The organism is Bradyrhizobium sp. USDA 3650, from assembly GCF_054057395.1.
Genome location: NZ_JBSRZG010000001.1, coordinates 1,812,914 through 1,836,044, shown reverse-complemented (window position 1 = coordinate 1,836,044; position 23,131 = coordinate 1,812,914). Strand labels below are relative to the sequence as shown.

Below are 23,131 nucleotides of genomic sequence, written 5' to 3'. Positions count from 1 at the left end.
AAGGCTCGCGGGGCAGCGGCTGCGCTACTCCTCGATCACGTCGATCGCGATTTCCGGACAATTGGATTTGGCAAGCCAGGCCTTGTCTTCGAGGCCGGATGGGACGGTGCCGTCGCCTGCTTCGTGGGCGTTGCCGTATTCGTCCAGCTCGAACAGCTCCGGCGCCAGCGCCTTGCAGCGTGCGTGCCCTTGGCATTTGTCCGGATCGACGCGAACCCTCAGTCGCTCTGTCATGGCGGCTTCCTCGGTCGTATGCGCTCCGGCCCGAAGGCGGCGCGCGCTCCCATCTGAGTTCTTATTCAAGTTATAGGATATTACATTCGCGGCGGGCTTCCCCTGTCAAGCGCAAACTTATAGGCTCCGCGCAACATGCGTTCACAACTTTCCCGCAAGCCCGAGAATACCTACCACCATGGCGATCTCCGCGACGCCTTGATCAAGGCCGCGCTGCGCGAAGCCGAGCAAGGCGGGACGGAGGCGATCAGTATCAAGGCGCTGGCAAAGCACCTCGGCGTCTCGCAGCCGGCGCCCTACCGGCATTTTGCCGATCGCGAGGCGCTGCTTGCGGCGGTGACGGCGGAGGCGTTTCGGCAGCTCAGCGGGATCTTGCGGGCGGCGATGGCAAGGCCGTCGAAGCGGTCGAAGCTGTCGCTGCTGGCGCAGGCAACGCTGGATTTCGGCTTACGTCGCAACGGTGTCTATCGCTTGATGTTCGCCTCGCGCACGGTGTCGTGTGCGGCGAAAGGCAGCGAGCTGCATGAAGCGACCCGCGAAACCTTTGCGCTCGTGATCGAGGCGCTGGAAGCTCCGGCAGTTGATTACTTGCGCGAGCGGCAGGCGCTCAAGATCTGGGCGGCGGTGCACGGCGTGGTGATGCTGGCTGAGCAGGGACTGTTCACCGGCGAGGCGGCCCATGCCACGCGCGAAGACCTGGTCGAGGACTTTGTCAGCGAAACCAAGGCGGCGCTTGCGGCGGCGATCAAGGGCGCGCGGCACCGGAAAAGGGCCGGCGCTTAAGCCTTTGCCGCCAACAGCTTCCTCAGCTTCTCGACGGCGCTGTCAGGCGTGGTCACGACGGGGCGGCCGGTAGCTTCTCCCACGACGGGCGCCGTTGCTGCGATGCTGAACTGCGCGAGCGCGATGACGTCGCAATCGCGCAAATCGCGTGAGGCTTCCACGATCAGCCGGTCATGCGTAGCGCGGTCGCCGCGGTCCAGCGCGGCAAGCGCGCCTTCGGCTAGTTTCGGCACGACCTGGACGGAGGAAGGAAACTCCGGCGGCATCGAGGCCAGCGTCGGCGCGAAGGTCGAGAGCAGGCCGATGCGCCGGCCCATCGTCACCGCCCGTTCGATCATGGCTTCGTTCGGCTTCAGCACCGGCATCGGCGCATGCGCGCGCGCAACCGCCTCGATGCAGGGACCGAACGCCGAGCAGGTGAACAGGATCGCATCCGCGCCGGTCGCCGCGGCGTAGCAGCCGAGCGCAAGAAAGCGCTCGGTCATGGCATCGTTGAGCTTGCCGTCACGCGCCAGATCCGCCGACAGGCTGTCGTCGAGCAGGTTCATCAGCCGCGGTTCCGGCCACGCCTTCGCGAACGCAGCTTCGATCGGGGCGACGGAATGCTTGAGGGCGTGGATCAGGGCGATGCGCATTGGGTTCGGCGTTTCTTCTCCCTCTCTCCCGTTCTTACGGGGAGAGGGGTGGGGTGAGGGGCTCTATCCACGTTGGCGGTGAGAGTTGAACTCGCGGAGAGTCCCCCTCACCCGGATTGCTGTGCAATCCGACCTCTCCCCGCAAGCGGGGAGAGGTGAGGCGCCTTTTACTTGAAGGGCACCGCGTACATCAAGCCGCCCTTGCTCCAGAGGCCGTTGAGGCCGCGCTCGAGCTTGAGCGGGCTCGCCTTGCCGACATTGCGCTCGTAGATCTCGCCGTAATTGCCGGTGGCCTTGATGGCCGTGACCAGCCATTTGTTGTCGAGCCCGAGCCGCGAGCCGAGATCGCCGGAGGCACCGAGCAGGCGCTGGATCGCGGGCGTCTGCGACTTCGCCATCTCGTCTACATTACCTTGTGTGACGCCGAGCTCTTCGGCCTCGATCAAGCCGTAATGCAGCCAGGTGATGATGTCGCTCCAGACCTCGTCGCCATTGCGGGTGAAGGGGCCGAGCGGCTCCTTGCTGATGGTCTGCGGCAGCACGACGTAGTCGGCCGCGTTCGGCGCCGCGGTCGTCACGGCGCCGGCGAGCGCGGAAGCGTCCTGGGTCATGGCATCGCAACGCCCGCCGAAGAAGGTCTGGTACATGGTGTCGACGCGGTCGAACACCAGCGGCTTCCAGTCGATGCCGTTGGCGCGGCCGTAATCGCCGAGCGTGACCTCATGCGTGGTCCCCTGCGCGACACAGACGGTGGCGCCCTTGAGATCCCTGATCTCCTTCACGCCGAGGTCCTTCTTCACGACAAAGCCCTGGCCGTCGTAGAAGTTGACCGGTCCCTGCCGCAGGCCCAGCGTGACACCGCGCAGATAGGTCTGCGTCGAGTTGCGGTAGAGCACGTCGATCTCGCCGGACTGCAGCGCGGTGAAGCGGTTCTGCGCAGTCAGCGAGACGTAACGCACCTTGCTGGCATCGCCGAGCACGCCGGCGGCGAGCGCGCGGCAATAATCGACGTCGAGACCCTTGTAGTTGCCTTGCGAATCCGGCGCGGAGAAGCCGGCAAAACCGGCGCTGACGCCGCATATCAGCGTGCCGCGGCTCTTCACCGTATCGAGCGTTGCCGCCGACGCGACCACAGTCGATGCCGCGAGCACGCCGGCTACGATAACCACTTTCCTCATCATGCTATTCTCCCCTCAGTGATTGACACGACGCAATACGTTGTCGACAGCCGTGCCGAGCTTGTCGACGATCAGATCGATCTCCTCCGCGGAGGTGATATAGGGTGGCGCCAGCAGCACGTGGTCGCCACGGACGCCATCCACGGTGCCGCCGCCGGGATAGCAGCCGAGGCCGTTGGCGAGGGCCTCCGCCTTGATCTTCTGGTTCAGCTTCAGGGCGGGATCGAACGAGCTCCGGCTGGCGCGATCGGCGACGAGCTCGATCGCCCAGAACAGGCCGCGGCCCCTGATGTCGCCGACATGGCGGTGATTGCCGAAGCGCTCCGTGAGCCGCTGCTCGAGCTGCTTGCCGCGCTCCTTGACCCGGTCGAGCAGGCCGTCCTCGCGGATCACGTCCTGCACCGCGAGCGCAGCAGCACAAGCGAGGGGATGCGCGAGATAAGTGTGGCCGTGCAGGAAGGCGCCCGAACCTGAGCGGATTGTGTCGATGATCCTGCCGCTTGCCAGCATTGCACCGATCGGCTGGTAGCCGCCGCCGAGACCCTTGGCGATCGCCTGGATGTCGGGCGCGATCCCTTCCTGCTCCCAGGCGTGCGTGGTGCCGGTGCGGCCCATGCCGCTCATGACCTCGTCGAGAATGAGCAGCGCGCCGTGGCGGTCGCAGATCTCGCGCACCGCCTTGAAGTAGCCGTCCGGCGCCGTCACGGCACCTGCGGTGGCGCCGACGACGGGCTCTGCGAGAAACGCCGCGACCGTATTGGGACCGAGGCGCTGAAACTCGGCTTCGAGCTCGGCCGCGAGCCGGACGACGAATTGCGCGTCGGATTCACTCTCGTGCTTCTCGTGATAAGCGAAGGCCGGGGTCACATGGCTGAAGGCGTCGGAGAGCAGCGGCGCGTAGGGCGCGCGGCGCCAGGCATTGCCGCCGGCGGCCAGTGCGCCGAGCGTATTGCCGTGATAGCTCTGCCGCCGCGCAATGAAGTGCTGCCGCTGCGGCTCGCCGCGCTCGATGAAATATTGCCGCGCGAGCTTGATGCTGGCCTCGATCGCCTCCGACCCGCCGCTGACGAAATAGGCGTAGGCGAGGCCGCCGGGCTCATGACCGACCAGCCTCTCCGCCAGCGCCTCCGCCGGCTCGGACGAGAAGAAGGATGTGTGGGCATAAGCGAGGGTCGAAGCCTGCTTCGTGATCGCTGCGATCACGCGCGGATGCTGGTGGCCGAGACAGGAGACCGCAGCTCCGCCGGAGGCGTCGATGATGCGGCGCCCGTCCTCGGCGAAGAGATAGACGCCTTCGCCGCCGATCGCCTTCGGCGGCGTTTCGCGCAGCGAGCGATGCAGCACGCGGCTGGTGCGAGCGGGCATGGGTCAACCTTTCTCTGAAACGTAAGTTGAGGCCGCGGCCAGCCGCGCCTCGGTATTCTCCAGGCGCTTCTTGGCGGCCGTGCCGCCGAGCGAAAACGTCACTGCGGCGAGCGATTGCGCGATCGCAATGGCGCCGGTGAGACTGGGGAAAAAGCCGGGAGAGGAGGCCGCCTCGAACAGCAGCACGTGGTCGGCGCCTTCGGCCATCGGTGCCGAAGGGCTATCGGCGATCGCGATCAGGGCCGCGCCGGCACGATACGCGGCCTGCGCGACGCGGACGCTCGCATGGGTGTAGGGCATGAAGCCTATGACGATGACGGCCTCGCCAGGCCGGAACGCGCCCATGTCGAGATCATCGGGGCCGGACGCGCCGACGAGTTGCACCTGTTCGAGACGAAACAGCCGGAGCTCGTAGTTGAGCAGCTCCGCGACGCTGCGGCAGCTTCGGTAGCCGGTGATCCATACTCGCTTGGCATCGTGGAGCGCGAGTGCCGCCTCCGCAATCGGCAGGGCCTGGATGCGCGGAAGTCCGGCGGCCTCGGCCTCGAGCTTTTCGGTGACGAGGGCGACATCGGCGTTCGGGCCGTGACGGCGGCTCCTGGCGCGGCCGGAGAAGGGCGCTATCTGCGAGGGCCGCCGCGCCTCCGTCAGTGCCGCGCGCAATTCGTCCCAGCCGGAATAGCCGATCGCCTTGGCAAGCCGCGTGAAGGCGGCGGGATCGGCGCCGGCAACGGCTGCGAGATCGCGCATCGAACGCGTGGTGGCGTCGTAATCGTTGGCCGCGACGAAACGCCCGACCTCCTGCAATCGCATCGGAAGCGATGGCAATGCAATGCGCAGTTCGCTCAGCGGCGAGGATTTGGCGGGCTCGGCCATGAAACATTTGTTGCACGAAGTAGAGTTTGGTGCAACAGTTGACGTACGCTGCCGGAAATCGCCGTCTTGAGAAGGATTTTTGTGCTGTGACGTCAGACGCTCCGAGACCGCCGCCGCGCCGCCGCTTCTTGGGCGCTTTCGGACAACGCGAGCTGAAAGGCCTGTTCTGGCAGGCCCTGGTGGTCGGGATCGCAGTCGCGGTCATCGTCTTCCTCTGGTCCAACACGGTCACCAATCTCTCCACGCGCCGCATCACGACCGGTTTTGCCTTCCTCGGCCGGGAGGCCGGCATGCCCATCGCCGACAGCCTGCTCACCTACAATCCGAGAGACTCATATCTCTGGGCCTTCGTCGTCGGCATCGCCAACACCCTGCGCGTCGCCGTGATCGGAATCGTGCTTGCAACCATCCTGGGCACGGTGATCGGCATCTCGCGGCTGTCGGCCAACTGGCTGCTGTCGCGGCTAGCCGCGGTGTATGTCGAAATGCTCCGCGACATCCCGCTGCTGCTCCAGCTCCTGTTCTGGTACGTGCTGATGCAGGCGCTGCCGGCCGCGCGCGCGGCATGGCGGCCGATCGAGGGCGTGTTCCTGTCCAATCGCGGATTGATCCTGCCGGCGATTCCGATCGGGACGCCGCAGCTTTGGGTGCTCGGCACGGCGGTGCTCGGGCTTGTCGTGTTCTATGTCATCCAGCGGCGGCTCATCGCGCAGCAAATGCGCGACGGCAAGCCGCGGCCGGCCTGGCCGTTTGGACTCGGGTTGCTCGTTGGGCTGCCTGCGGCAGTGTCCGTGCTGCTCGGCGTATCCTGGACGATCGAATGGCCGGAGTTGCGCGGCTTCAACTTCGTCGGCGGGCTGACGCTCGCGCCGGAATATTTCGCGCTGCTGATCGCGCTCGTCACCTACACCTCGGCCTTCATCGCCGAAATCGTGCGCAGCGGCATCCAGTCGGTGCCGCGCGGGCAGTGGGATGCCGCCAATGCGCTCGGACTGCGCCGCAGCTTCATGCTGCGGCAGATCATCCTGCCACAGGCGCTACGTGTCATCGTGCCGCCAATGACGAGCCAGTACCTCAACCTGACCAAGAACTCCTCGCTCGCGGTGGCGATCGGCTATCAGGACGTGGTCTCGATCGCCAACACGACGCTGAACCAAACCGGTCAGGCGATCGAGGCCATTGCCTTGATCATGGCGGTGTTTCTGACCATCAGCCTCGGCATCAGCTTTTTCATGAATTGGTACAATTCGCGCATCGCGCTGGTGGAGCGCTGACCATGACGGCGATCGCCGACATTCCGGAAGTACCGCGCTCCGCCCGCCGCCCGCAGATCGGCAATCCGGTGCTGCGCTGGCTGCGCACCAATTTGTTCTCGTCGATCCCGAACGGCATCCTCTCGGTGGTGTTGCTGGCAGTGCTCGCAAAGGGCCTCTTCAGCTTCGCGCAATGGGGCATCGCCAATGCGGTCTGGCTCACCCCGGCGAACGATTCCAGCGCATGCCGCGCGGTGCGCGGCGTCGGTGCATGCTGGGCGATCATCCCCGAAAAATACCGCTTCATCCTGTTCGGCACCTATCCGTTCGACGAGCAGTGGCGGCCGGCGTTGGCGGTGCTGCTGTTCATCGCCCTGTTCTATCTCTCCAGCCGCCGTGCCTTGTGGCGGCGCGAACTGGCCTATCTCTGGATCGGAGCGCTCGCGCTGATCAGCGTGCTGATGTGGGGCGGCATATTGGGCTTGTCGTTCGTCTCGCAGGACCGCTGGGGCGGTTTGCCAGTGACGCTGATCCTGGCGACCTTCGGTCTGGCTTTCGGCTTCCCGCTCGGCGTCCTGGTCGCGCTTGGCCGGCGCTCAAAACTGCCGGCGATCCGCTCGCTCAGCGTGCTTTATGTCGAGCTGATCCGTGGCGTGCCGCTGGTCAGTCTGCTGTTCATGGCGAGCGTGATGTTTCCGCTGTTCATGCCGAACGGATTCAACATCGACAAGCTCCTGCGCGCGCAGGTCGCGATCATCCTTTTCGCGGGTGCCTATCTTGCCGAAGTCATTCGCGGTGGCCTCCAGGCCGTGCCCCGGGGACAATACGAGGCGGCCGACGCACTTGGTCTGTCCTACTGGCGCAAGAACCGGCTGATCGTCCTGCCGCAGGCGATCCGCCACGTCATCCCGCCGCTGGTCAACACCTTCATCGCCTTCTTCAAGGACACCAGCCTCGTCCTGATCATTGGTATCTTCGACCTGCTGACGACGGCCAAGACCGCGATCATCGATCCGGCGTGGCAGCAATTCTCCGTCGAAGTCTACATCTTCATCGCCGGTATCTATTTTGTCTTCTGCTTCGCGATGTCGCGGTATAGCCGGAGTCTGGAGGCGACGGACGGAAGGTGATGCTTCTTCACCTCGCCCCGCTTGCGGGGAGAGGTCGATCGCGAAGCGATCGGGCGAGGGGAAATCTCCGCGAGTTGAACTGCCACCGTCTTCACGGAAGCAGCCCCTCACCCCAACCCTCTCCCCGCAAAAGCGGGGCGAGGGAGTCTACCGAGCCCGCCGCGCCTTGTTCGTTCTAGCTCTTCACGCGCGGATCAATCGGCGTCGTGCCGCGCAGGCCCAAAATATCCTCCAGCACCTTGGCGCCGGCGATCACATGCGCATCCGCGCGTGGAGCCCCGACGACCTGCAGGCCGACCGGCAGTCCCGATGCGGTGAAGCCGCACGGCAGCGACAGCGCGGGACAGCAGGCGAGCGTGATCGCATAGACGATGCCGAGCCACTCGACGTAATTGTCGAACGTCGTGCCGGCGCATTCGGCGACATAGCGATGCTCGATCGGGAAGGGAGGCACGATCGTGGTCGGTACCAGCAGCAGATCGTAGCTCTTGAAGAACTCGACCGCACGCGCGGTCATGCCGACGCGCTGCGCCTCGGCGCGTTCGATCTGCTCGATCGTGAGCTTGAGGCCTTCTTCGATGTTCCAGATCACTTCGGGCTTGAGCAGGTCGCGCTTGGTGCGCAACAGATTGGCCTTGCTGATCGCAAAATCGAAGGCGCGCAACGTGTGGAAGCACTCGTGCGCCTCGCGCCAGTCCGGGTGCGCCTCCTCGACGATGGCGCCGGCTTCGGCGAAGCGCTCAGCCGCCTTGCGTGTGATCGCTTTGACTTCGGGATCGACCGGCGTGATGCCGAGATCGGGCGAGTAGGCGATGCGCTTCGGTTTCTTGCCTGATTGTGCCGCTGACAGGAATGAGGTCGCAGGCGCGGGAAGCGACAATGGATCGGCTGCATAGTCGCCACTCATGGCGTCGAGCAGCAGCGCGAGATCCTCGACGTTGCGTGCCATCGGACCGACGACGCCGAGATTACGATCGATGGCTGATTTTGGTGTATGCGCGACCCGGCCGATGCTCGGGCGCATGCCCACGACGCCGCAGAAAGCTGCCGGACTGCGCAGACTGCCGCCCATGTCGGAGCCTTGCGCGAGCCAGGCCATGCCGGTGGCGAGCGCAACGGCCGCGCCGCCTGACGAGCCGGCTGCCGACTTGGACGTATCCCAGGGATTGAGAGTTGCGCCGAACACCTCGTTGAAGGTGTTGGCGCCGGCGCCGAACTCCGGCGTGTTGGATTTGGCGTAGACGACCGCGCCGTTGGCCTCGAGATTTTCGACCAGGATGTCGGACGTCGCCGGGATGTTGTCCTTGAAGATCGGTGAGCCCTGGGTGTTCAGCACGCCAGCAACATCGGTCAGGTCCTTGATTGGCACCGGCAGACCGGCGAGCAATCCGCGCGCACCCGCCGGCTTCCGCATCAGCGCCTTTGCGCTATCCCGCGCGCGATCGAAGCACAGCGTCGGCAGCGCGTTGACCTTGCCATCGACTTCGCTGATGCGCTTCTCCAACACATCCAAGAGCTCCAGCGGCGAGACATCGCCGGACCGCAGCTTGTCGACGACGGTGCAAGCGGTTTCGCGGATCAGGTCTTGAGACAACTATTTTACTCCTGTGCTTGTTCTAGGCTCCGTCATTGCGAGGAGCGAAGCGACGAAGCAATCCAGACTTTTGCCGCAGACACATTTCTGGATTGCATCGCTTCGCTTGCAATGACGTGGACAGACCTAACCCCATCCCGCGCTGATTCCGCCATCCACCGTATAGATCACCCCTGACGTATAGCCGGCGCGATCCGACGCCAGGAACGCCATGAGGTCGCCGATCTCGCGCGCATGCGCAGGCCTGCCTAAAGGCAAGCTCTTCTGGAACTCCCTGTAGCGGCTCTCGTCGCCGAACTGGTGCTTTGCCCGGGTCTTCAGCAAGGTGACGTGGCGGTCGGTGCCCACAGGGCCGGGATTGATGCCGACCACGCGGATGTTGTCGGCGAGGCTCTTGCCCCCGAGCGCGCGGGTGAAGGCCATCAGCGCCGCATTGCCGGCACTGCCGCAAATGTAGTTGGCGTCGAATTTCTCGCCGGCGGCGCCGATGTCGTTGACGATCACGCCGCCGCCCTTCGCCTTCATCTGCGCATAGATCTGCCGCGTGAGGTTGATGTAGCCGAACACTTTCAATTCCCAGGCGTGCCGCCAGGTCGCCTCGTCGATCTTGTCGATGGAGCCGCCGGGAATGTCGCCGGCATTGTTGACGAGCACGTCGATGTCGGCGGCTTCCTTGGCGAGCCGCGTCAAATCCTCGCTCTTACGCAAATCGACGATGCTCGTGGCGGCATCAATCTGGTGCGCCGAGCGCAACCGCTCGGCCAAAGCCTTGAGCTGATCGCCGTTGCGGGCGGCGAGGAGGAGATGGCAGCCTTCCTCGGCAAAGGCCTCGGCGGCAGCTGCGCCGATGCCCTTGGACGCGCCCGTGATCAGGACGCGCTTGCCACGCAGATGCAGATCCATGGGAGTTACTCGCAGGAGAGGAACGGGAATAAAATCAGTAGGCGGTCGGCCGCGCCATGGTCAACATTGCAGTGCAGCGTTGCACTGCCGCCGCGTTTGGTCCATTGCAGTGCGGTCAAAAAGGCGGCGGCTGCCGGAGCAATCAAGGACGTTCTCGATGAGCAAGAAACAATACCGGATCGCGGTCATTCCTGGCGACGGCATCGGCAAGGAAGTGATGCCGGAGGGTCTGCGCGTTCTGGAGACCGCGGCGAAGAAGCACGGGGTGTCCCTTCATTTCGATCATTTCGACTTCTCGTCCTGGGACTATTACGAGAAGCACGGGCAGATGATGCCGGACGATTGGAAGGAAAAGATCGGCAAGCACGATGCGATCTATTTCGGCGCGGTCGGCTGGCCGGCCAAGATTCCGGATCACGTCTCGCTCTGGGGCTCGTTGATCAAGTTCCGCCGCGAGTTCGATCAGTATGTGAATCTGCGCCCGGTACGGCTGATGCCGGGCGTTCCGTCCCCGCTGGCAAACCGCAAGCCCGGCGACATCGATTTCTGGGTGGTGCGCGAGAACACCGAAGGCGAATATTCCTCCGTCGGCGGCCGCATGTTCCCGGACACCGACCGTGAGTTCGTGACGCAGCAGACGGTGATGACCCGCATCGGCGTCGATCGCATCCTGAAGTTCGCGTTCGAACTCGCGCAGTCGCGGCCGAAGAAGCACCTGACCTCGGCCACCAAGTCGAACGGCATCTCCATCACCATGCCCTATTGGGACGAGCGCGTGGAGGCGATGGCGAAGAAGTATCCAAGTGTGAAGTGGGACAAGTACCACATCGACATCCTGACCGCGAACTTCGTGCTGCATCCGGACTGGTTCGACGTCGTGGTCGGCTCCAACTTGTTCGGCGACATCCTGTCCGACCTCGGCCCGGCCTGCACCGGCACCATCGGCATCGCGCCGTCGGGCAACATCAACCCCGAGGGCAATTTCCCGTCGGTGTTCGAGCCGGTGCACGGCTCGGCGCCCGACATCGCGGGGCAGGGCATCGCCAATCCGATCGGCGCAATCTGGTCCGGCGCGATGATGCTCGAACATCTCGGCGAAAAGGAAGCCGGCAAGTCGATCGTCGATGCGATCGAGCGCACGCTGGCGGAGCGCACGCTCCGCACCAAGGATCTCGGCGGCAACGCTGACACCACGGCTTGCGGCAAGGCGGTTGCGGATATGGTGGATTAGAGCACTGCTTTCCCTCCCCCCTTGTGGGGGAGGGTGGTTTCGATGCGAAGCATCGAAGACGGGTGAGGGGTTGTCTCCGCGGAGACAGACCTCTCAATTGTGCATTTCTCTTCGCGGACAGAACCCCTCATCCGGCGCTCGCGCCACCTTCTCCCACAAGGGGAGAAGGGAAGAGCACCGTGCTCCGCCTCACTACCCCGCGATCTTCTCGATCGCCGCCTGATCCAGCCCGAATTTCTTCCCGGCCTCCAAGATCTCGTGCCAGGTGGTCGGATCGACCGGAATGCCTTCAGCCAGGCGCTTCTGCTTCGTCTCGCGCTCGGGCTCGCCGGCGATCTTCACCTTATCGACGCCGGCGGCCGGAGGTGAGCCGGTGTGCCAGGCGACGAAGCTCTCGACTTCGCGCGCGAGATTCTCCGCGGTGCCGAGCTTGGTCGGATCGATGATGATCGAGAGCATGCCGTTGAGGACGTTGTACTTGCCATCGGACGGGCCCTTGACCACCTGCCCGCCGGAGAGCGCGCCGCCGAGGATTTCGCACACCAGCGCGAGCCCTGAACCCTTGTGCTCGCCGAACGGCAGGATGGCGCCGTGCGGCGGAATCACGGTGTAGCGCGGGTTGGTGGTCGGCTTGCCCTCGTTGTCGATGATCGTGCCGGGCTCGAGCTCGACGCCCTTGTTGTGGGCGACGCGGGTCTTGCCCTGCGCGATCCTGCTGGTGGCGAAGTCGAGCACGATGGGGTCCTTACCCGCGCGCGGGATGCCGACGCAGAACGGGTTGGTGCCATGGCGCCCATCGCTGCCGCCCCAGGGCGCAACAATCGGACGCGAGATCACGTTGACGAAGTGGATCGACACCAGCCCGTGGTCGATGCATTGCTCGGCCCAGTGGCCGATCCGTCCGATATGGTGCGAGTTGGAGAGGCCGACGAGACACACGCCATTGCGCTTGGCGCGCTCTGCCGCCAGTTCCATCGCTTCATGGCCGATCACCTGGCCGTAGCCGGTGAGGCCGTCGAGGGTGAGCAGCGGACCGGTGTCGAGCACGATCTTGACGTGCTGGTTCACGGCGAGGCCGCCCGTGGTGACGCTCTGGACATAGCGCGGGATCATGCCGACGCCGTGGGAGTCGTGTCCCTTGAGATTGGCCTCGACCAGATTGGTGGATACGAGCTCGGCCTCGCGGTCCGTGGAGCCGCCGGCCTTGACGATGGCACTGATGGCTTCGATGAGCGGCTGTGCCTTGATGGTGCGATAGTCGGCCATTGTTGGTGCTCTTATCCCTTTACGATTCTGCGGCAGTGCTCCCACGCCGCATGAATGAGGTTCTCGCTCGCCTCCGGGGTCCGGAATGCCGAATGCGCCGACAACGTCACGTTCGGCAGTTTTGTCAGCGGATGATCGCCGGGCAGGGGCTCGATGTTGAAGACGTCGAGGCCGGCATGGCGGATGTGGCCTGACTTCAGCGCATCGATCATGGCGGCCTCATCGACCACGGCGGCGCGGGCGGTGTTGATGAGGATGACGCCCGGCTTCATCTTCGCGATCATCTCGCGGGTGATCATGCCGCGCGTCTCGTCGTTGAGCAGCAGATGCAGCGATACGACGTCTGCTCTCGCCAACACCGAATCGAGATCGACGAATTCCACGCCCGGATAGCTCTTCGGCGAGCGGTTCCAGGCGATCACCTTCATGCCGCTGCCCGATGCAATGCGCGCGACCTCCGCGGCAATACCGCCGAAGCCGATCAGGCCGAGCGTCTTGCCGGTGAGCTGCATGCCGTCCTCGCGCAGCCAGTTTCCGCCGCGCATCTCGCGGTCCATCATCGCGATGACGCGGCTCGAAGCCCACATCAGCGCGATCGCGCATTCCGCGACCGCCGTGTCGCCATAGCCCTTGATCAGGTGCACCGAGATGCCGAGCTCAGCGAGCTCCTCCGGGTTCATGTAACTGCGTGCACCGGTGCCGAGGAACACGACATGCTTCAGGCCTGTGCACTTCCTCGCGACTTCGGTCGGCAGCGCTGTGTGGTCGACGATCGCGATCTCGGCGCCGTCGAGGATTTCAGGATATTGCTCGGGCTTGATGTCGGGATCCCTGTGGATCCGCACCTTGGGATCGCCTGATAGCTCCAGCCGCTCCATGATCACGGCCAGGGCTTCGTTGGCGTCGACGAAAACTCCGCGCATGACTCTCTCTCCGGTCAGGATGCGACGCCGGCGATCGCCAGCACCGTGTGCATGAGGACATTGGTGCCCGCGGCACAATCGGGCTGCGTGGCGTCTTCCAGCTCGTTGTGGCTGATGCCGTCCTTGCAGGGCACGAACACCATTGCGGCGGGCATGATCGTATTGAGATTGCAGGCGTCGTGGCCGGCGCCGGAGGTGATGCGGCGAGAGGAGTAGCCGAGCGTCTTCGCCGCGTTCTCGACCGCCGCAATCAACTTGGGATCGAAATGCGTCGGCGGCTTGCGCCAGACCAGGTCGATCTTCACCTCGACCTTGCGGCGGGCGGCGATCTCGGCAATCGCGGTGCGCAGGTCGCGATCGAGCGCATCCATGATCGCGCCATCGGCGCTGCGGCAATCCATCGTGAAGGCGATCTCGCCGGGAATGACGTTGCGCGAGGGGTTTGCGATCACGGCCTCGCCGATGGTGCCGACTGCCTTCGGCCCGTGCTTGCTCGCGATGGCTTCCATCGCCAGCACGATCTCGGACAGCGTCGCCAGCGCATCGCGCCGCAGCGGCATTGGCGTCGACCCGGCATGGCTCTCGAAGCCGGAAATCTTGCCGTCGTACCAGAGCACGCCCTGGCCGGAATCGACCACGCCGATGGTCTTGCCTTCGGCTTCCAGGATCGGGCCCTGCTCGATGTGCAATTCGACGAAGCAGCCGAGCTTCTGGAAGCCGACCGGCTTGTCGCCGCGATACCCGATGCTATCGAGCGCCTGGCCGACGGTGGCGCCATCGGCGTCCTTGCGCGACAGGATGTCGTCCGTGGTGAAGTCGCCGACATAGGCGGCGGAGGCCATCATCGCGGGAGCGAAGCGCGAGCCCTCTTCGTTGGTCCAGTTGACGACGCAGATCGGCGCCTCGGTCTCAATGCCGGCGTCGTTCAACGTGCGGATCACTTCCAGTGCGCCGAGCGTTCCCAGAATGCCGTCATACTTGCCGCCGGTGGGTTGCGTGTCGAGATGCGAGCCGATGCCGACAGGCGGCTTCGACATGTCGCGTCCCTTGCGCAGGCCGAACTGCGAACCGAGCGCATCGGTGTGCACCTCCAAGCCGGCGTCCTCGCAGGCCTTGCGGAACCAGTCGCGCACCTGCTTGTCCTCCGCGCTCAGCGTCAGCCGCCGCACGCCGCCCTTGGCCGTCGCGCCGAACTGCGCGGTCTCGTGGATGGAGCCCCAGAGGCGGGCGGAATCGATTTGCAAATTGGTGGCGGCTCGGCTCATGCGGTCAGTCTCTCAATTGTCCGGCGCCTGTTTCAATGACGCGCCGGCGCGGGCGCGTCAACTGTAAGGCTGCCCTGCGCAATCTGACATGCAAGCTCTGCGACCCGCTCCACCGCCACGACGTCGGGCGAGGCGAGCCAGCTGGCGGTGAATGTCAGCGGCGCGATTTTGAGATCGGTGTCGAGCAGTTGCAGCCGCCCGTCTGCGAGCTCGCTCTCGACGATGGCGTCGGGGATCACGGCGATGCCGAGGCCCTCGACCGCCATGTGAATCACGGTCGCAAGCGAGGCGGAGGCATGCAGCCGGATCGGCGGCAGCTCCGGCCGGTCGAACACTTCGCGCACGACCTCGTAGGGCCGCGTCTTCCGCGGAAATGTAATGATCGGAAACCGCGCGAGCTCGGCCCGCGTGACCGGTCCATGGCCGAGGCCCAGCGAGGGGCTGGCGAGAAAGCCGATCGGATAGTCGGCGAGAACGCGATTGTGCACCCCGGAGGCCGAGAGCGGACCGACGACGAAAGCAAGCTCGATCTCCTGTGCGAGCAGGCGCGCGGTCAGGTTCGGCGTGATGTCGACCTCGATCTCCAGCGACAGGTTCGGGTAGACTTGGTTCATGCTCTTCACCAGCCGCGGCAGCCAGGTGTGCACGATGGTCTCGGCGACGCCGAGCCGCATCACGCCGCGCATTGCGGAGCGATCGCCGATCTCGGCGATCATCGCAGCGCGCAGGCCGATCAGCTTCTCCGCGTAGACCATCATCTGCCGGCCGCTCGGCGTCGGCGAGGCCACGCGGTGGTCGCGGTTCAGGAGCTTCACCCCCATCTCGCGCTCGAGCTGGGCGATGCGCTGGGAGATCGCCGGCTGGGTCGTGTTGAGGCGTGCTGCGGCGCCGCGAAAGCTGCCGAGCTTCACAACCCACAGAAACGTCTCGATCGATCTGAAGTCCAGCATTGGAAGGATTTTCCTGTCCGATAAATGAAATTTATCGATATTGATTAGAAAGGAAGATTAGACTTTATAGCACGCGTGGTGTTGGCTTGTCTTTGTCGAGTTTATAGGCAGGTCGATCCCATGACTGTTTTGGTGGCAGTGCAGCAAACTGAAACACCCGACACGCTCCCGAGCCGCAAGGCGCGGCTCGCCTACCGCGAAGGGCTGGTCGCCTCCACTGCCGGCGTCGCCCCGGGCTTCGTCCAGGGCAATCTGGCGATCCTGCCGGCCGAATATGCCGGCGCCTTCCACCGCTTCTGCCAACTCAATCCCAAGCCGTGCCCGATCATCGGCATGTCCGATGTCGGCAGTCCGCACATCCCGGCGTTGGGCGCCGATCTCGACATCCGCACCGACGTGCCGCGCTACCGCGTCTGGCGCGACGGCGAGGTCGTGGACGAGCCGACCGATGTGACAAAGCATTGGCGCGACGATCTCGTGACCTTCGTGCTCGGCTGCTCGTTCTCGTTCGAGGAGGCGCTGCTCGACGAGGGCATGCCGATCCGCCACATCGAACACAATGTGCGCGTGCCGATGTATCGCACCAACATCGCCTGCGGCGCGTCCGGTCCTTTCGCCGGCCCCATGGTGGTGTCGATGCGTCCGTTCAAGCCGGCGGATGCGATCCGCGCGGTGCAGATCACCTCGCGCTATCCGGCCGTGCACGGCGCACCCGTGCATCTCGGCCATCCGCACCTGATCGGTATCAAGGACATCGCCAAGCCCGACTACGGCGATCCGGTGCCGGTCGCCGACGACGAGATCCCGGTGTTCTGGGCCTGCGGCGTGACGCCGCAATCGGTCATCAATGCTGCAAAGCTGCCGTTCGCGATCACGCATTCGCCGGGTCTGATGCTGGTGACGGATCTCAAGAACAGGACCATGGCCGTGATTTAGTGGGCAGCGTTTGCTGCTTCTTCGAGCTTTACCGCATCCATCAATCGCTTCATTCGATCAGCCGAAATTCAGTAACAGGGGACTTTGCCATGACGATCACTCGCCGCGACGTATTGTTGGGAGCCACCGCTACGGCCGCGCTGGTACCGCTGGCCGCCCGCGCACAGACTTCGGAAGTCGTGATCGGCGTGATCTATCCGTTCTCCGGCGGCAGCGCGCAGCAGGGCGTCGATGCGCAGAAGGCCTATGAGACCGCGCTCGAGGTCATCAACAAGGCCACGGATTTCGACCTGCCGCTGGCCAAGGGCGAAGGCCTGCCGGGTCTCGGCGGGGCAAAAGTGCGCCTCGTCTTCGCCGACCACCAGGCCGATCCGCAGAAGGGCCGCGCCGAGGCCGAGCGCCTGATCACGCAGGAGAAGGTCTGCGCCATCATCGGCACCTATCAGAGCGCGGTCGCCGTCACCGTCAGCCAGATCTGCGAGCGCTACCAGATCCCGTTCGTCTCCGCCGACAATTCCTCACCCAGCCTGCACCGCCGCGGCCTCAAATATTACTTCCGCGCCTCCCCGCACGACGAGATGTACTCGGCCGCGATGTTCGACTTCTTCGATGCCTTGAAGAAGAAGGGCACCAAGATCGAGACGCTGTCGCTGTTCCACGAAGACACCATCTTCGGCACCGATTCCGCCAATGCCCAGGCCAAGATCGCCGGCGAGCGCGGCTACAAGATCGTCGCGGACATCAAGTATCGCGCCAACTCGCCCTCGCTCTCGGCCGAGGTGCAGCAGCTCAAGAGCGCGAACGCCGACGTGCTGATGCCCTCGAGCTACACCACCGATGGCATCCTGCTGGTGAAGACCATGGGCGAGCTCGGTTACAAGCCGAACGCGATCGTGGCGCAGGACGCCGGCTTCTCCGAGAAGGCACTCTATGACGCCGTCGGCGACAAGCTCGAAGGCGTGATCTCGCGCGGCACCTTCTCGCTCGATCTCGCGCAGAAGCGCCCGATGGTCGGCAAGATCAACGAGATGTTCAAGACGCGTTCGGGCAAGGATTTCAACGATCTCACCTCGCGTCAGTTCATGGGTCTGATCATCCTCGCAGACGCCATCAGCCGCGCCAAGTCGACCGACGGCGAGAAGATCCGCGACGCGCTCGCCGCTACCGACATCCCGGGCGAGCAGACCATCATGCCCTGGAAGCGCGTCAAGTTCGACGAGATGGGCCAGAACAACGATGCTGACCCTGTGCTGCTGCAATATGTCGGCGGCAAGTTCGTCACCATCTTCCCGCCACAGGCCGCCATCGCCGAGGCGATCTGGCCGATGAAGTAAGCGCTGCGGGAGCAGGGAAGCAAATCGAGATCGTCGCAAGAGCCTCGTCATTGCGAGGAGCGAAGCGACGAAGCAATCCAGACTGTCTCCGCGACGAGATTCTGGATTGCTTCGCTTCGCTCGCAATGACGGAGCAAACGATGATATTTCGAGCGGGGGACCACCGGTGACAGCCCAAACCATTATCCAAAGTCTCGCGAGCGGCCTTCTCATGGGCCTGCTCTACGGACTGATCGCCGTCGGCCTCGCGCTGATCTTCGGCTTGATGGACGTCGTGAACTTCGCCCATGGCGAGTTCCTGATGATCGCGATGTATGTGAGCTTCTTCCTGTTCACGTTCTTCGCCATCGACCCCTTGCTGTCGGCGCCGCTGGTGGCCGCCGCGCTGTTCGTATTCGGAGCGGTCGTCTATTTGTTGATCGTGCGCTTCGCCATGCGGGCCAAGGCCAATGCCGGCATGGTGCAGATCTTCTCCACCTTTGGCCTCGCCATCGTGATGCGCGGCCTCGCGCAATTCTTCTTCACGCCTGACTATCGCAGCGTTCCGCAGTCCTGGCTCGGCGGCAAGACGATCTCGATCGCCGGCGTCTTCCTGCCCGAGCCGCAGCTCATGGGTGCGCTGGTTTCGATCCTGGCCTTTGCCGGCCTTTACTTCTTCATCCACCGCACCGATTTCGGTCGCGCGCTGGAGGCCACCCGTGAGGATCCCGGCGCGGTGGCCCTCGTCGGCATCGACAAGAACCGCGTGTTCGCGCTCGGCTGGGGGCTTGGTGCCGCGCTGGTCGGCCTCGCCGGAGCGATCATGGCGAGCTTCTTCTATATCTATCCCGACGTCGGCGCGTCCTTTGCGTTGATCGCCTATGTCACGGTCGCGCTCGGCGGCTTTGGCAGCGTGTTCGGCGCTTTCGCCGGCGGGATCATCGTCGGCCTCGTTGAGGCCACCACCGCGCTGGTGCTGCCGCCGTCGCTGAAATCGGTCGGCATTTACGCCGTCTACCTGCTGGTCGTCTTCATCCGGCCGCGCGGCCTGTTCGGATCGATGTGATGGACAAGGATTTTGCCGCGCGGCGCCGCCGCGACCTCGTCATCGCCGCGGTGCTGACCGCTCTGGCGGCGCTCGCGCCGCTGTTCATCAAGGACGTCTACGTCCAGAACATCCTGATCCTGACCTTAATGTATGCGGCGCTGTCGCAGAGCTGGAATATTCTCTCCGGCTATTGCGGGCAGATCTCGCTCGGACATGCGCTCTATTTCGGCATCGGCGCCTACACCACCGAGTTGCTGTTCACCAAATTCGGCGTGCTGCCATGGTTCGGCATGCTCGCCGGCGGTGCAGTCGCGGCCGCGATCGCGATGGGGCTCGGCTATCCCTTCTTCCGTCTGCGCGGCCATTACTTCGTGATCGCGACCATCGTGATCGCCGAGATCGGGCTGCTGCTGTTCCAGAACTGGGAATGGGCGGGGGCCGCGATGGGAATCACCATTCCGGTGCGCGGCGACAGCTGGATGAAATTCCAGTTCATGCGCAGCAAGCTGCCGTACTTCTACTTCGCACTGGTGCTATGCAGCCTCGCCTGGTTCGTCACCTGGTGGCTGGAGGACTCCAAATGGGGCTTCTGGTGGCGCGCGGTGAAGGACAATCCGGAAGCGGCCGAGAGCCTCGGCGTCGTCGTGTTCAACTCCAAGATGGGCGCGGCCGCCGTCTCCGCCTTCCTTGTTGCCATTGGCGGCGCCTTCTATGCGCAGTTTCTGGCCTATATCGATCCTGAAAGCGTCATGGGCTTCCAGTTCTCGCTGTTGATGGCGTTGCCGGCCGTGCTCGGCGGCATCGGCACCCTCTGGGGGCCCGTGTTAGGAGCGGCCATCCTGATCCCGATGACGGAGCTGACGCGCTCCTATATCGGCGGCTCCGGCCGCGGCGTCGACCTGATCGTCTACGGCACGCTGATCGTGCTGATTTCGCTCGCCCTGCCGCAGGGTCTGGTGAGCCTGTTCTCTCGTGCGAAGCGGAAGGGAGCCACGCGATGACCCCGCTGCTTGAAACCCGCGGCGTCTGGCAGCGCTTCGGCGGCCTCGTCGCCAACAGCGACGTCTCGATCTCGGTCGGCCGCGGCGAGATCGTCGGCCTGATCGGGCCGAACGGGGCCGGCAAGTCGACGCTGTTCAATCTCATCGCCGGGGTGCTGCCGCCGACGCAAGGCTCGATCTGGTTCGATGGCGAGGATGTCACCAGCATGCCGGCCGCCGAGCGCTGCCAGCGCGGCGTCGGGCGCACCTTCCAGGTCGTCAAGAGCTTCGAGACCATGACCGTTATCGACAACGTCATCGTCGGGGCTCTCGTGCGCAACACCGTGATGCGCGAAGCACGCCGCAAGGCGCATGAGGTGCTGGAGTTCACCGGCCTTGCCGCGCGCGCCAACGTGCTCGCGAGCGACCTCGTGCCGGCCGAAAAGCGCCGCCTCGAAGTCGCGCGCGCGCTTGCAACAGAACCGAAATTGCTGCTGCTCGACGAAGTCCTCACTGGTCTTACGCCGACCGAAGCGCAGACAGGTGTGGCGCTGGTGCGCAAGGTGCGTGACGCCGGCATTACCGTCCTGATGGTCGAGCACGTCATGGAGATCGTGATGCCGCTGGTCGATCGTGCCATCGTGCTCGACCTCGGCAAGGTGCTGGTCGAGGGCAAGCCCACTGAAATCGTCCGCGATCCCAAGGTGATCAGCGCATATCTGGGAGATCGTCATGCTGTCGGTGCGTGAAGTCACGACCGCCTATCAGGGCCTGGTCGCGATCTCCGCGGTCTCGATCGAGGTCCAGAAGGGTGAGATCGTCTGCGTCGCCGGTGCCAACGGCGCGGGCAAGTCAACGCTGCTGAAATCCATCGCCGGCGCCGAGCGCCCGCGTTCGGGCACGGTGACGTTCGATGGCAAGCGCCTCGACGGCATGGCGCAGCACCACATCACAGCCACCGGCATCGCCTATGTGCCGGAGAACCGTCGCTTGTTTCCGCGCCTCTCCGTGCGCGACAATCTGCGCCTCGGCAGCTATCTCTACCGCGGCGAGGCCGATCGCGAGAGTCCGCTCGATCTTGTGTTCAAGCTGTTTCCGCGTCTCTCCGAGCGCCTGGAGCAGCGCGCCGAGACGCTAAGCGGCGGCGAGCAGCAGATGCTCGCGATCGGCCGCGCGCTGATGACGCGCCCGCGGCTGTTGATGCTGGACGAGCCCTCGCAGGGCATCATGCCGAAGCTGGTCGACGAGATCTTCCAGGCTGTGAAGCGCATCCGCGACGCCGGCATGACCGTCTTGATCGTCGAGCAGCGCATGGCGGAGTGCCTGGAAATCGCAGACCGCGCCTACATCCTGCAAACCGGCCGCGTGCTGATGCAGGGCGCGGCAAGCGAGATCAAGGGCAATCCGGACGTGCGCAAGGCCTATCTGGGGCTGTAGCTGCAAGCACACTACCGTAGCCCGGATGAGCGAAGCAATATCCGGGGCAAGTGGTCCCGCATGTCGCTTCGCTCATGCGGGCTACGATCGCGGGGGCTGTAGCGGCAATGACGAGGTTGGAGCCAGACTCAATGCTCGTGCCCGTGCTCCGGCACCGATACCCCAAACACCTTCACCAGATCCGTCACCTGCTCCGGCGACAAATACCGCGGGTTCATCCCGCGCAGCAGGAGATACAGCTTCGCCGTCTCCTCCAACTCCTCGGTCGCGAACACCGCTGCTTGCAGCGTGTCGCCCGCGACGACCGGGCCGTGATTGGCGAGCAGCACGGATGAGTATTTTCCCGCCAGTCCCCTGATCGCATCGGCGACCGCGGGATCGCCAGGGCGGTAATAAGGCACGAGCGCGGTGGCGCCGCATTTCATCAGATAATAGGCCGTCATCGGCGGCAGCGCGGCGCGCGGGTCGATCTCCGGCAGCATCGACAGCGCAACCGAATGGGTGGAATGCAGATGCACGATCGCCCTTGCGCTCCCGCGCGTGGCGTAGAGCGCATTGTGCAGCGGAACTTCCTTGGTCGGCGCATCGCCCGAAACCAGTCGGCCCTGATCGTCCAGCCGCGACAGTTTTGCGGGATCGAGAAAGCCGAGCGAGGCATTGGTCGGCGTCACCAGCCAGCCGCCACCGTCCAGCCTGACGCTGATATTGCCGGAGGAGCCGGGCGTCAGCCCACGCTCGAACAGCGACCGTCCGAAGCGGCAAATGTCTTCGCGCAGCAATGTCTCGTTGCTCATGGCCGTCATGTCCGTTTGTCTCACGCTTTGGCAGCGCGGCCAAGCCGTGTTATTCGGTTGCCAAGCTGCCGCAAAGGGTGGCCCTCCGGGAAACGTCGCAAGGATCAGTTGCATGTCCGCCTCCACGTCACAGAATCAGCGCATCGCCGTCATCGGGCTCGGCTCGATGGGGTTTGGCATGGCGACCTCGCTGAAGCGCGCCGGTCATGTCGTCACCGGCTGCGACGTCTCGGCTGATGCGGTCGCGCGGTTCGTGACCGAGGGCGGCGCGGGCGCCAAGACGCCGGCTGAAGCTGCCAAGGGCGCCGACATCGTCGTCAGCGTCGTCGTCAATGCCGCGCAGACCGAGACGATCCTGTTCGGCAAGGATGGCGTCGCCGAAACCATGGCCAAGGACAGCGTCTTCCTGTCGTCGGCGACCATGGATCCCGACGTGGCGCGGCGTCTCGCCAAGCAGTTGGAGGCGACCGGCCGGCACTATCTGGATGCGCCGATCTCCGGCGGGGCGCAGCGCGCAGCGCAGGGCGAGCTGACGATCCTCGCGTCCGGCAGTCCAGTTGCGTTCGAGAAAGCGCGGCCCGCGCTCGATGCTATGGCCGCAAAGCTGTACGAGCTTGGCGATGCCGCAGGCCAGGGCGCCGCCTTCAAGATGATCAATCAGTTGCTCGCCGGCGTGCATATCGCCGCCGCCAGCGAGGCAATCGCGTTCGCGGCCAAGCAGGGTCTCGACATCCGCAAGGTCTACGAGGTGATCACGGCGTCCGCCGGCAACTCCTGGATGTTCGAGAACCGCATGCCGCATGTGCTTGACGGCGATTACACGCCGCGCAGTGCGGTCGAGATCTTCGTCAAGGACCTCGGCATCATCCAGGACATGGCACGCAGTGCCAGATTCCCGGTTCCGGTCTCCGCCGCGGCGCTCCAGATGTTCTTGATGACGTCAGCCGCCGGCATGGGCCGCGACGACGATGCGTCGGTGGCGCGGATGTATGCGCAGGTCACCGGCGTCAAGCTGCCCGGCGACAAATAGACAAGAG

23 protein-coding genes are annotated in these 23,131 nt (G+C 64.6%); 11 read left to right on the top strand and 12 right to left on the bottom strand.

Features of this window, described 5'->3' with window-relative positions; translation table 11 throughout:
* Positions 1–24: 24 nt before the first annotated feature.
* Complete coding sequence (locus ACVIN2_RS08750) at positions 25–234, bottom strand: ferredoxin (protein WP_027516766.1); 210 nt, start codon at positions 232–234, stop codon at positions 25–27.
* A 135-nt stretch (positions 235–369) separates the two neighbouring features.
* Between ACVIN2_RS08750 and ACVIN2_RS08745 the strand changes: the two genes are divergently transcribed.
* Complete coding sequence (locus ACVIN2_RS08745) at positions 370–1,017, top strand: TetR/AcrR family transcriptional regulator (protein WP_456765296.1); 648 nt, start codon at positions 370–372, stop codon at positions 1,015–1,017.
* On the opposite strand, the gene ACVIN2_RS08740 is transcribed toward ACVIN2_RS08745, so the two are convergent.
* The 4 genes from ACVIN2_RS08740 to ACVIN2_RS08725 form a co-directional block, all read right to left on the bottom strand.
* Positions 1,014–1,652: an aspartate/glutamate racemase family protein gene (locus ACVIN2_RS08740; protein WP_456765295.1), complete on the bottom strand. Its 639-nt coding sequence runs from the start codon at positions 1,650–1,652 to the stop codon at positions 1,014–1,016. The two genes, ACVIN2_RS08745 and ACVIN2_RS08740, sit on opposite strands and share 4 nt — an antisense overlap.
* 167 nt (positions 1,653–1,819) lie before the next feature.
* Entirely contained in the window at positions 1,820–2,833 is a 1,014-nt protein-coding gene (locus tag ACVIN2_RS08735; RefSeq protein WP_247467233.1) for an amino acid ABC transporter substrate-binding protein, read from the bottom strand.
* Between the two features lie 12 nt (positions 2,834–2,845).
* Positions 2,846–4,195, bottom strand: a complete 1,350-nt coding sequence (locus ACVIN2_RS08730; RefSeq protein ID WP_456765294.1) for an aspartate aminotransferase family protein — start codon at positions 4,193–4,195, stop codon at positions 2,846–2,848.
* Between the two features lie 3 nt (positions 4,196–4,198).
* Positions 4,199–5,071, bottom strand: a complete 873-nt coding sequence (locus ACVIN2_RS08725; protein ID WP_456765293.1) for a MurR/RpiR family transcriptional regulator — start codon at positions 5,069–5,071, stop codon at positions 4,199–4,201.
* 86 nt (positions 5,072–5,157) lie between these two features.
* On the opposite strand from ACVIN2_RS08725, the gene ACVIN2_RS08720 reads away from it, so the two are divergent.
* Both ACVIN2_RS08720 and ACVIN2_RS08715 read left to right on the top strand, forming a co-directional pair.
* A complete protein-coding gene (locus tag ACVIN2_RS08720; protein WP_456765292.1) occupies positions 5,158–6,345 on the top strand; it encodes an amino acid ABC transporter permease in 1,188 nt (395 codons plus the stop codon).
* 2 nt (positions 6,346–6,347) lie between these two features.
* The gene (locus tag ACVIN2_RS08715; protein WP_456765291.1) at positions 6,348–7,454 is read left to right on the top strand and encodes an amino acid ABC transporter permease; all 1,107 of its coding nucleotides are present in this window, start codon (positions 6,348–6,350) and stop codon (positions 7,452–7,454) included.
* A gap of 175 nt (positions 7,455–7,629) precedes the next feature.
* Here the strand turns inward: ACVIN2_RS08715 and ACVIN2_RS08710 are convergent, their stop codons facing one another.
* Together ACVIN2_RS08710 and ACVIN2_RS08705 are read right to left on the bottom strand one after the other, a co-directional pair.
* Positions 7,630–9,048: an amidase gene (locus ACVIN2_RS08710; RefSeq protein WP_456765290.1), complete on the bottom strand. Its 1,419-nt coding sequence runs from the start codon at positions 9,046–9,048 to the stop codon at positions 7,630–7,632.
* Between the two features lie 126 nt (positions 9,049–9,174).
* Positions 9,175–9,951 (bottom strand): SDR family oxidoreductase, encoded by a 777-nt coding sequence (locus ACVIN2_RS08705; RefSeq protein WP_456765289.1) that lies wholly within the window; start codon positions 9,949–9,951, stop codon positions 9,175–9,177.
* A gap of 157 nt (positions 9,952–10,108) precedes the next feature.
* Between ACVIN2_RS08705 and ACVIN2_RS08700 the strand changes: the two genes are divergently transcribed.
* The gene (locus ACVIN2_RS08700; protein WP_456765288.1) at positions 10,109–11,182 is read left to right on the top strand and encodes a tartrate dehydrogenase; all 1,074 of its coding nucleotides are present in this window, start codon (positions 10,109–10,111) and stop codon (positions 11,180–11,182) included.
* Positions 11,183–11,374: 192 nt separating this feature from the next.
* Here the strand turns inward: ACVIN2_RS08700 and ACVIN2_RS08695 are convergent, their stop codons facing one another.
* From ACVIN2_RS08695 to ACVIN2_RS08680, 4 genes are read right to left on the bottom strand one after another with little or no spacing between them, the layout of a single operon-like run.
* A complete protein-coding gene (locus ACVIN2_RS08695) occupies positions 11,375–12,448 on the bottom strand; it encodes a malate/lactate/ureidoglycolate dehydrogenase (RefSeq protein WP_456765287.1) in 1,074 nt (357 codons plus the stop codon).
* 11 nt (positions 12,449–12,459) lie between these two features.
* Positions 12,460–13,371, bottom strand: a complete 912-nt coding sequence (locus tag ACVIN2_RS08690; RefSeq protein ID WP_456765286.1) for an NAD(P)-dependent oxidoreductase — start codon at positions 13,369–13,371, stop codon at positions 12,460–12,462.
* A gap of 14 nt (positions 13,372–13,385) precedes the next feature.
* The gene (locus tag ACVIN2_RS08685) at positions 13,386–14,636 is read right to left on the bottom strand and encodes an allantoate amidohydrolase (RefSeq protein ID WP_456765285.1); all 1,251 of its coding nucleotides are present in this window, start codon (positions 14,634–14,636) and stop codon (positions 13,386–13,388) included.
* 32 nt (positions 14,637–14,668) lie between these two features.
* Positions 14,669–15,586: a LysR family transcriptional regulator gene (locus ACVIN2_RS08680; protein ID WP_247288607.1), complete on the bottom strand. Its 918-nt coding sequence runs from the start codon at positions 15,584–15,586 to the stop codon at positions 14,669–14,671.
* A gap of 120 nt (positions 15,587–15,706) precedes the next feature.
* On the opposite strand from ACVIN2_RS08680, the gene ACVIN2_RS08675 reads away from it, so the two are divergent.
* From ACVIN2_RS08675 to ACVIN2_RS08650, 6 genes are all read left to right on the top strand, one after another.
* Complete coding sequence (locus ACVIN2_RS08675; protein WP_456765284.1) at positions 15,707–16,522, top strand: putative hydro-lyase; 816 nt, start codon at positions 15,707–15,709, stop codon at positions 16,520–16,522.
* Between the two features lie 89 nt (positions 16,523–16,611).
* Positions 16,612–17,856, top strand: a complete 1,245-nt coding sequence (locus ACVIN2_RS08670; RefSeq protein WP_456765283.1) for an ABC transporter substrate-binding protein — start codon at positions 16,612–16,614, stop codon at positions 17,854–17,856.
* Positions 17,857–18,022: 166 nt separating this feature from the next.
* A complete protein-coding gene (locus tag ACVIN2_RS08665; protein ID WP_026233279.1) occupies positions 18,023–18,901 on the top strand; it encodes a branched-chain amino acid ABC transporter permease in 879 nt (292 codons plus the stop codon).
* Positions 18,901–19,884: a branched-chain amino acid ABC transporter permease gene (locus ACVIN2_RS08660; RefSeq protein ID WP_456765282.1), complete on the top strand. Its 984-nt coding sequence runs from the start codon at positions 18,901–18,903 to the stop codon at positions 19,882–19,884. Before ACVIN2_RS08665 ends, ACVIN2_RS08660 begins: the two co-directional genes overlap by 1 nt.
* Entirely contained in the window at positions 19,881–20,612 is a 732-nt protein-coding gene (locus ACVIN2_RS08655; protein WP_007593737.1) for an ABC transporter ATP-binding protein, read from the top strand. Before ACVIN2_RS08660 ends, ACVIN2_RS08655 begins: the two co-directional genes overlap by 4 nt.
* Complete coding sequence (locus ACVIN2_RS08650; protein ID WP_456765281.1) at positions 20,596–21,300, top strand: ABC transporter ATP-binding protein; 705 nt, start codon at positions 20,596–20,598, stop codon at positions 21,298–21,300. The genes ACVIN2_RS08655 and ACVIN2_RS08650 overlap by 17 nt, the downstream gene beginning before the upstream one ends.
* 128 nt (positions 21,301–21,428) lie before the next feature.
* Here ACVIN2_RS08650 and otnC read toward each other — a convergent pair whose 3' ends face one another.
* Positions 21,429–22,103, bottom strand: coding sequence for a 3-oxo-tetronate 4-phosphate decarboxylase (gene otnC / locus ACVIN2_RS08645; RefSeq protein WP_456765280.1), 675 nt, complete (start codon positions 22,101–22,103; stop codon positions 21,429–21,431).
* A 103-nt stretch (positions 22,104–22,206) separates the two neighbouring features.
* Between otnC and ltnD the strand changes: the two genes are divergently transcribed.
* A complete protein-coding gene (ltnD, locus tag ACVIN2_RS08640) occupies positions 22,207–23,124 on the top strand; it encodes an L-threonate dehydrogenase (protein WP_456765279.1) in 918 nt (305 codons plus the stop codon).
* Positions 23,125–23,131: the final 7 nt, after the last annotated feature.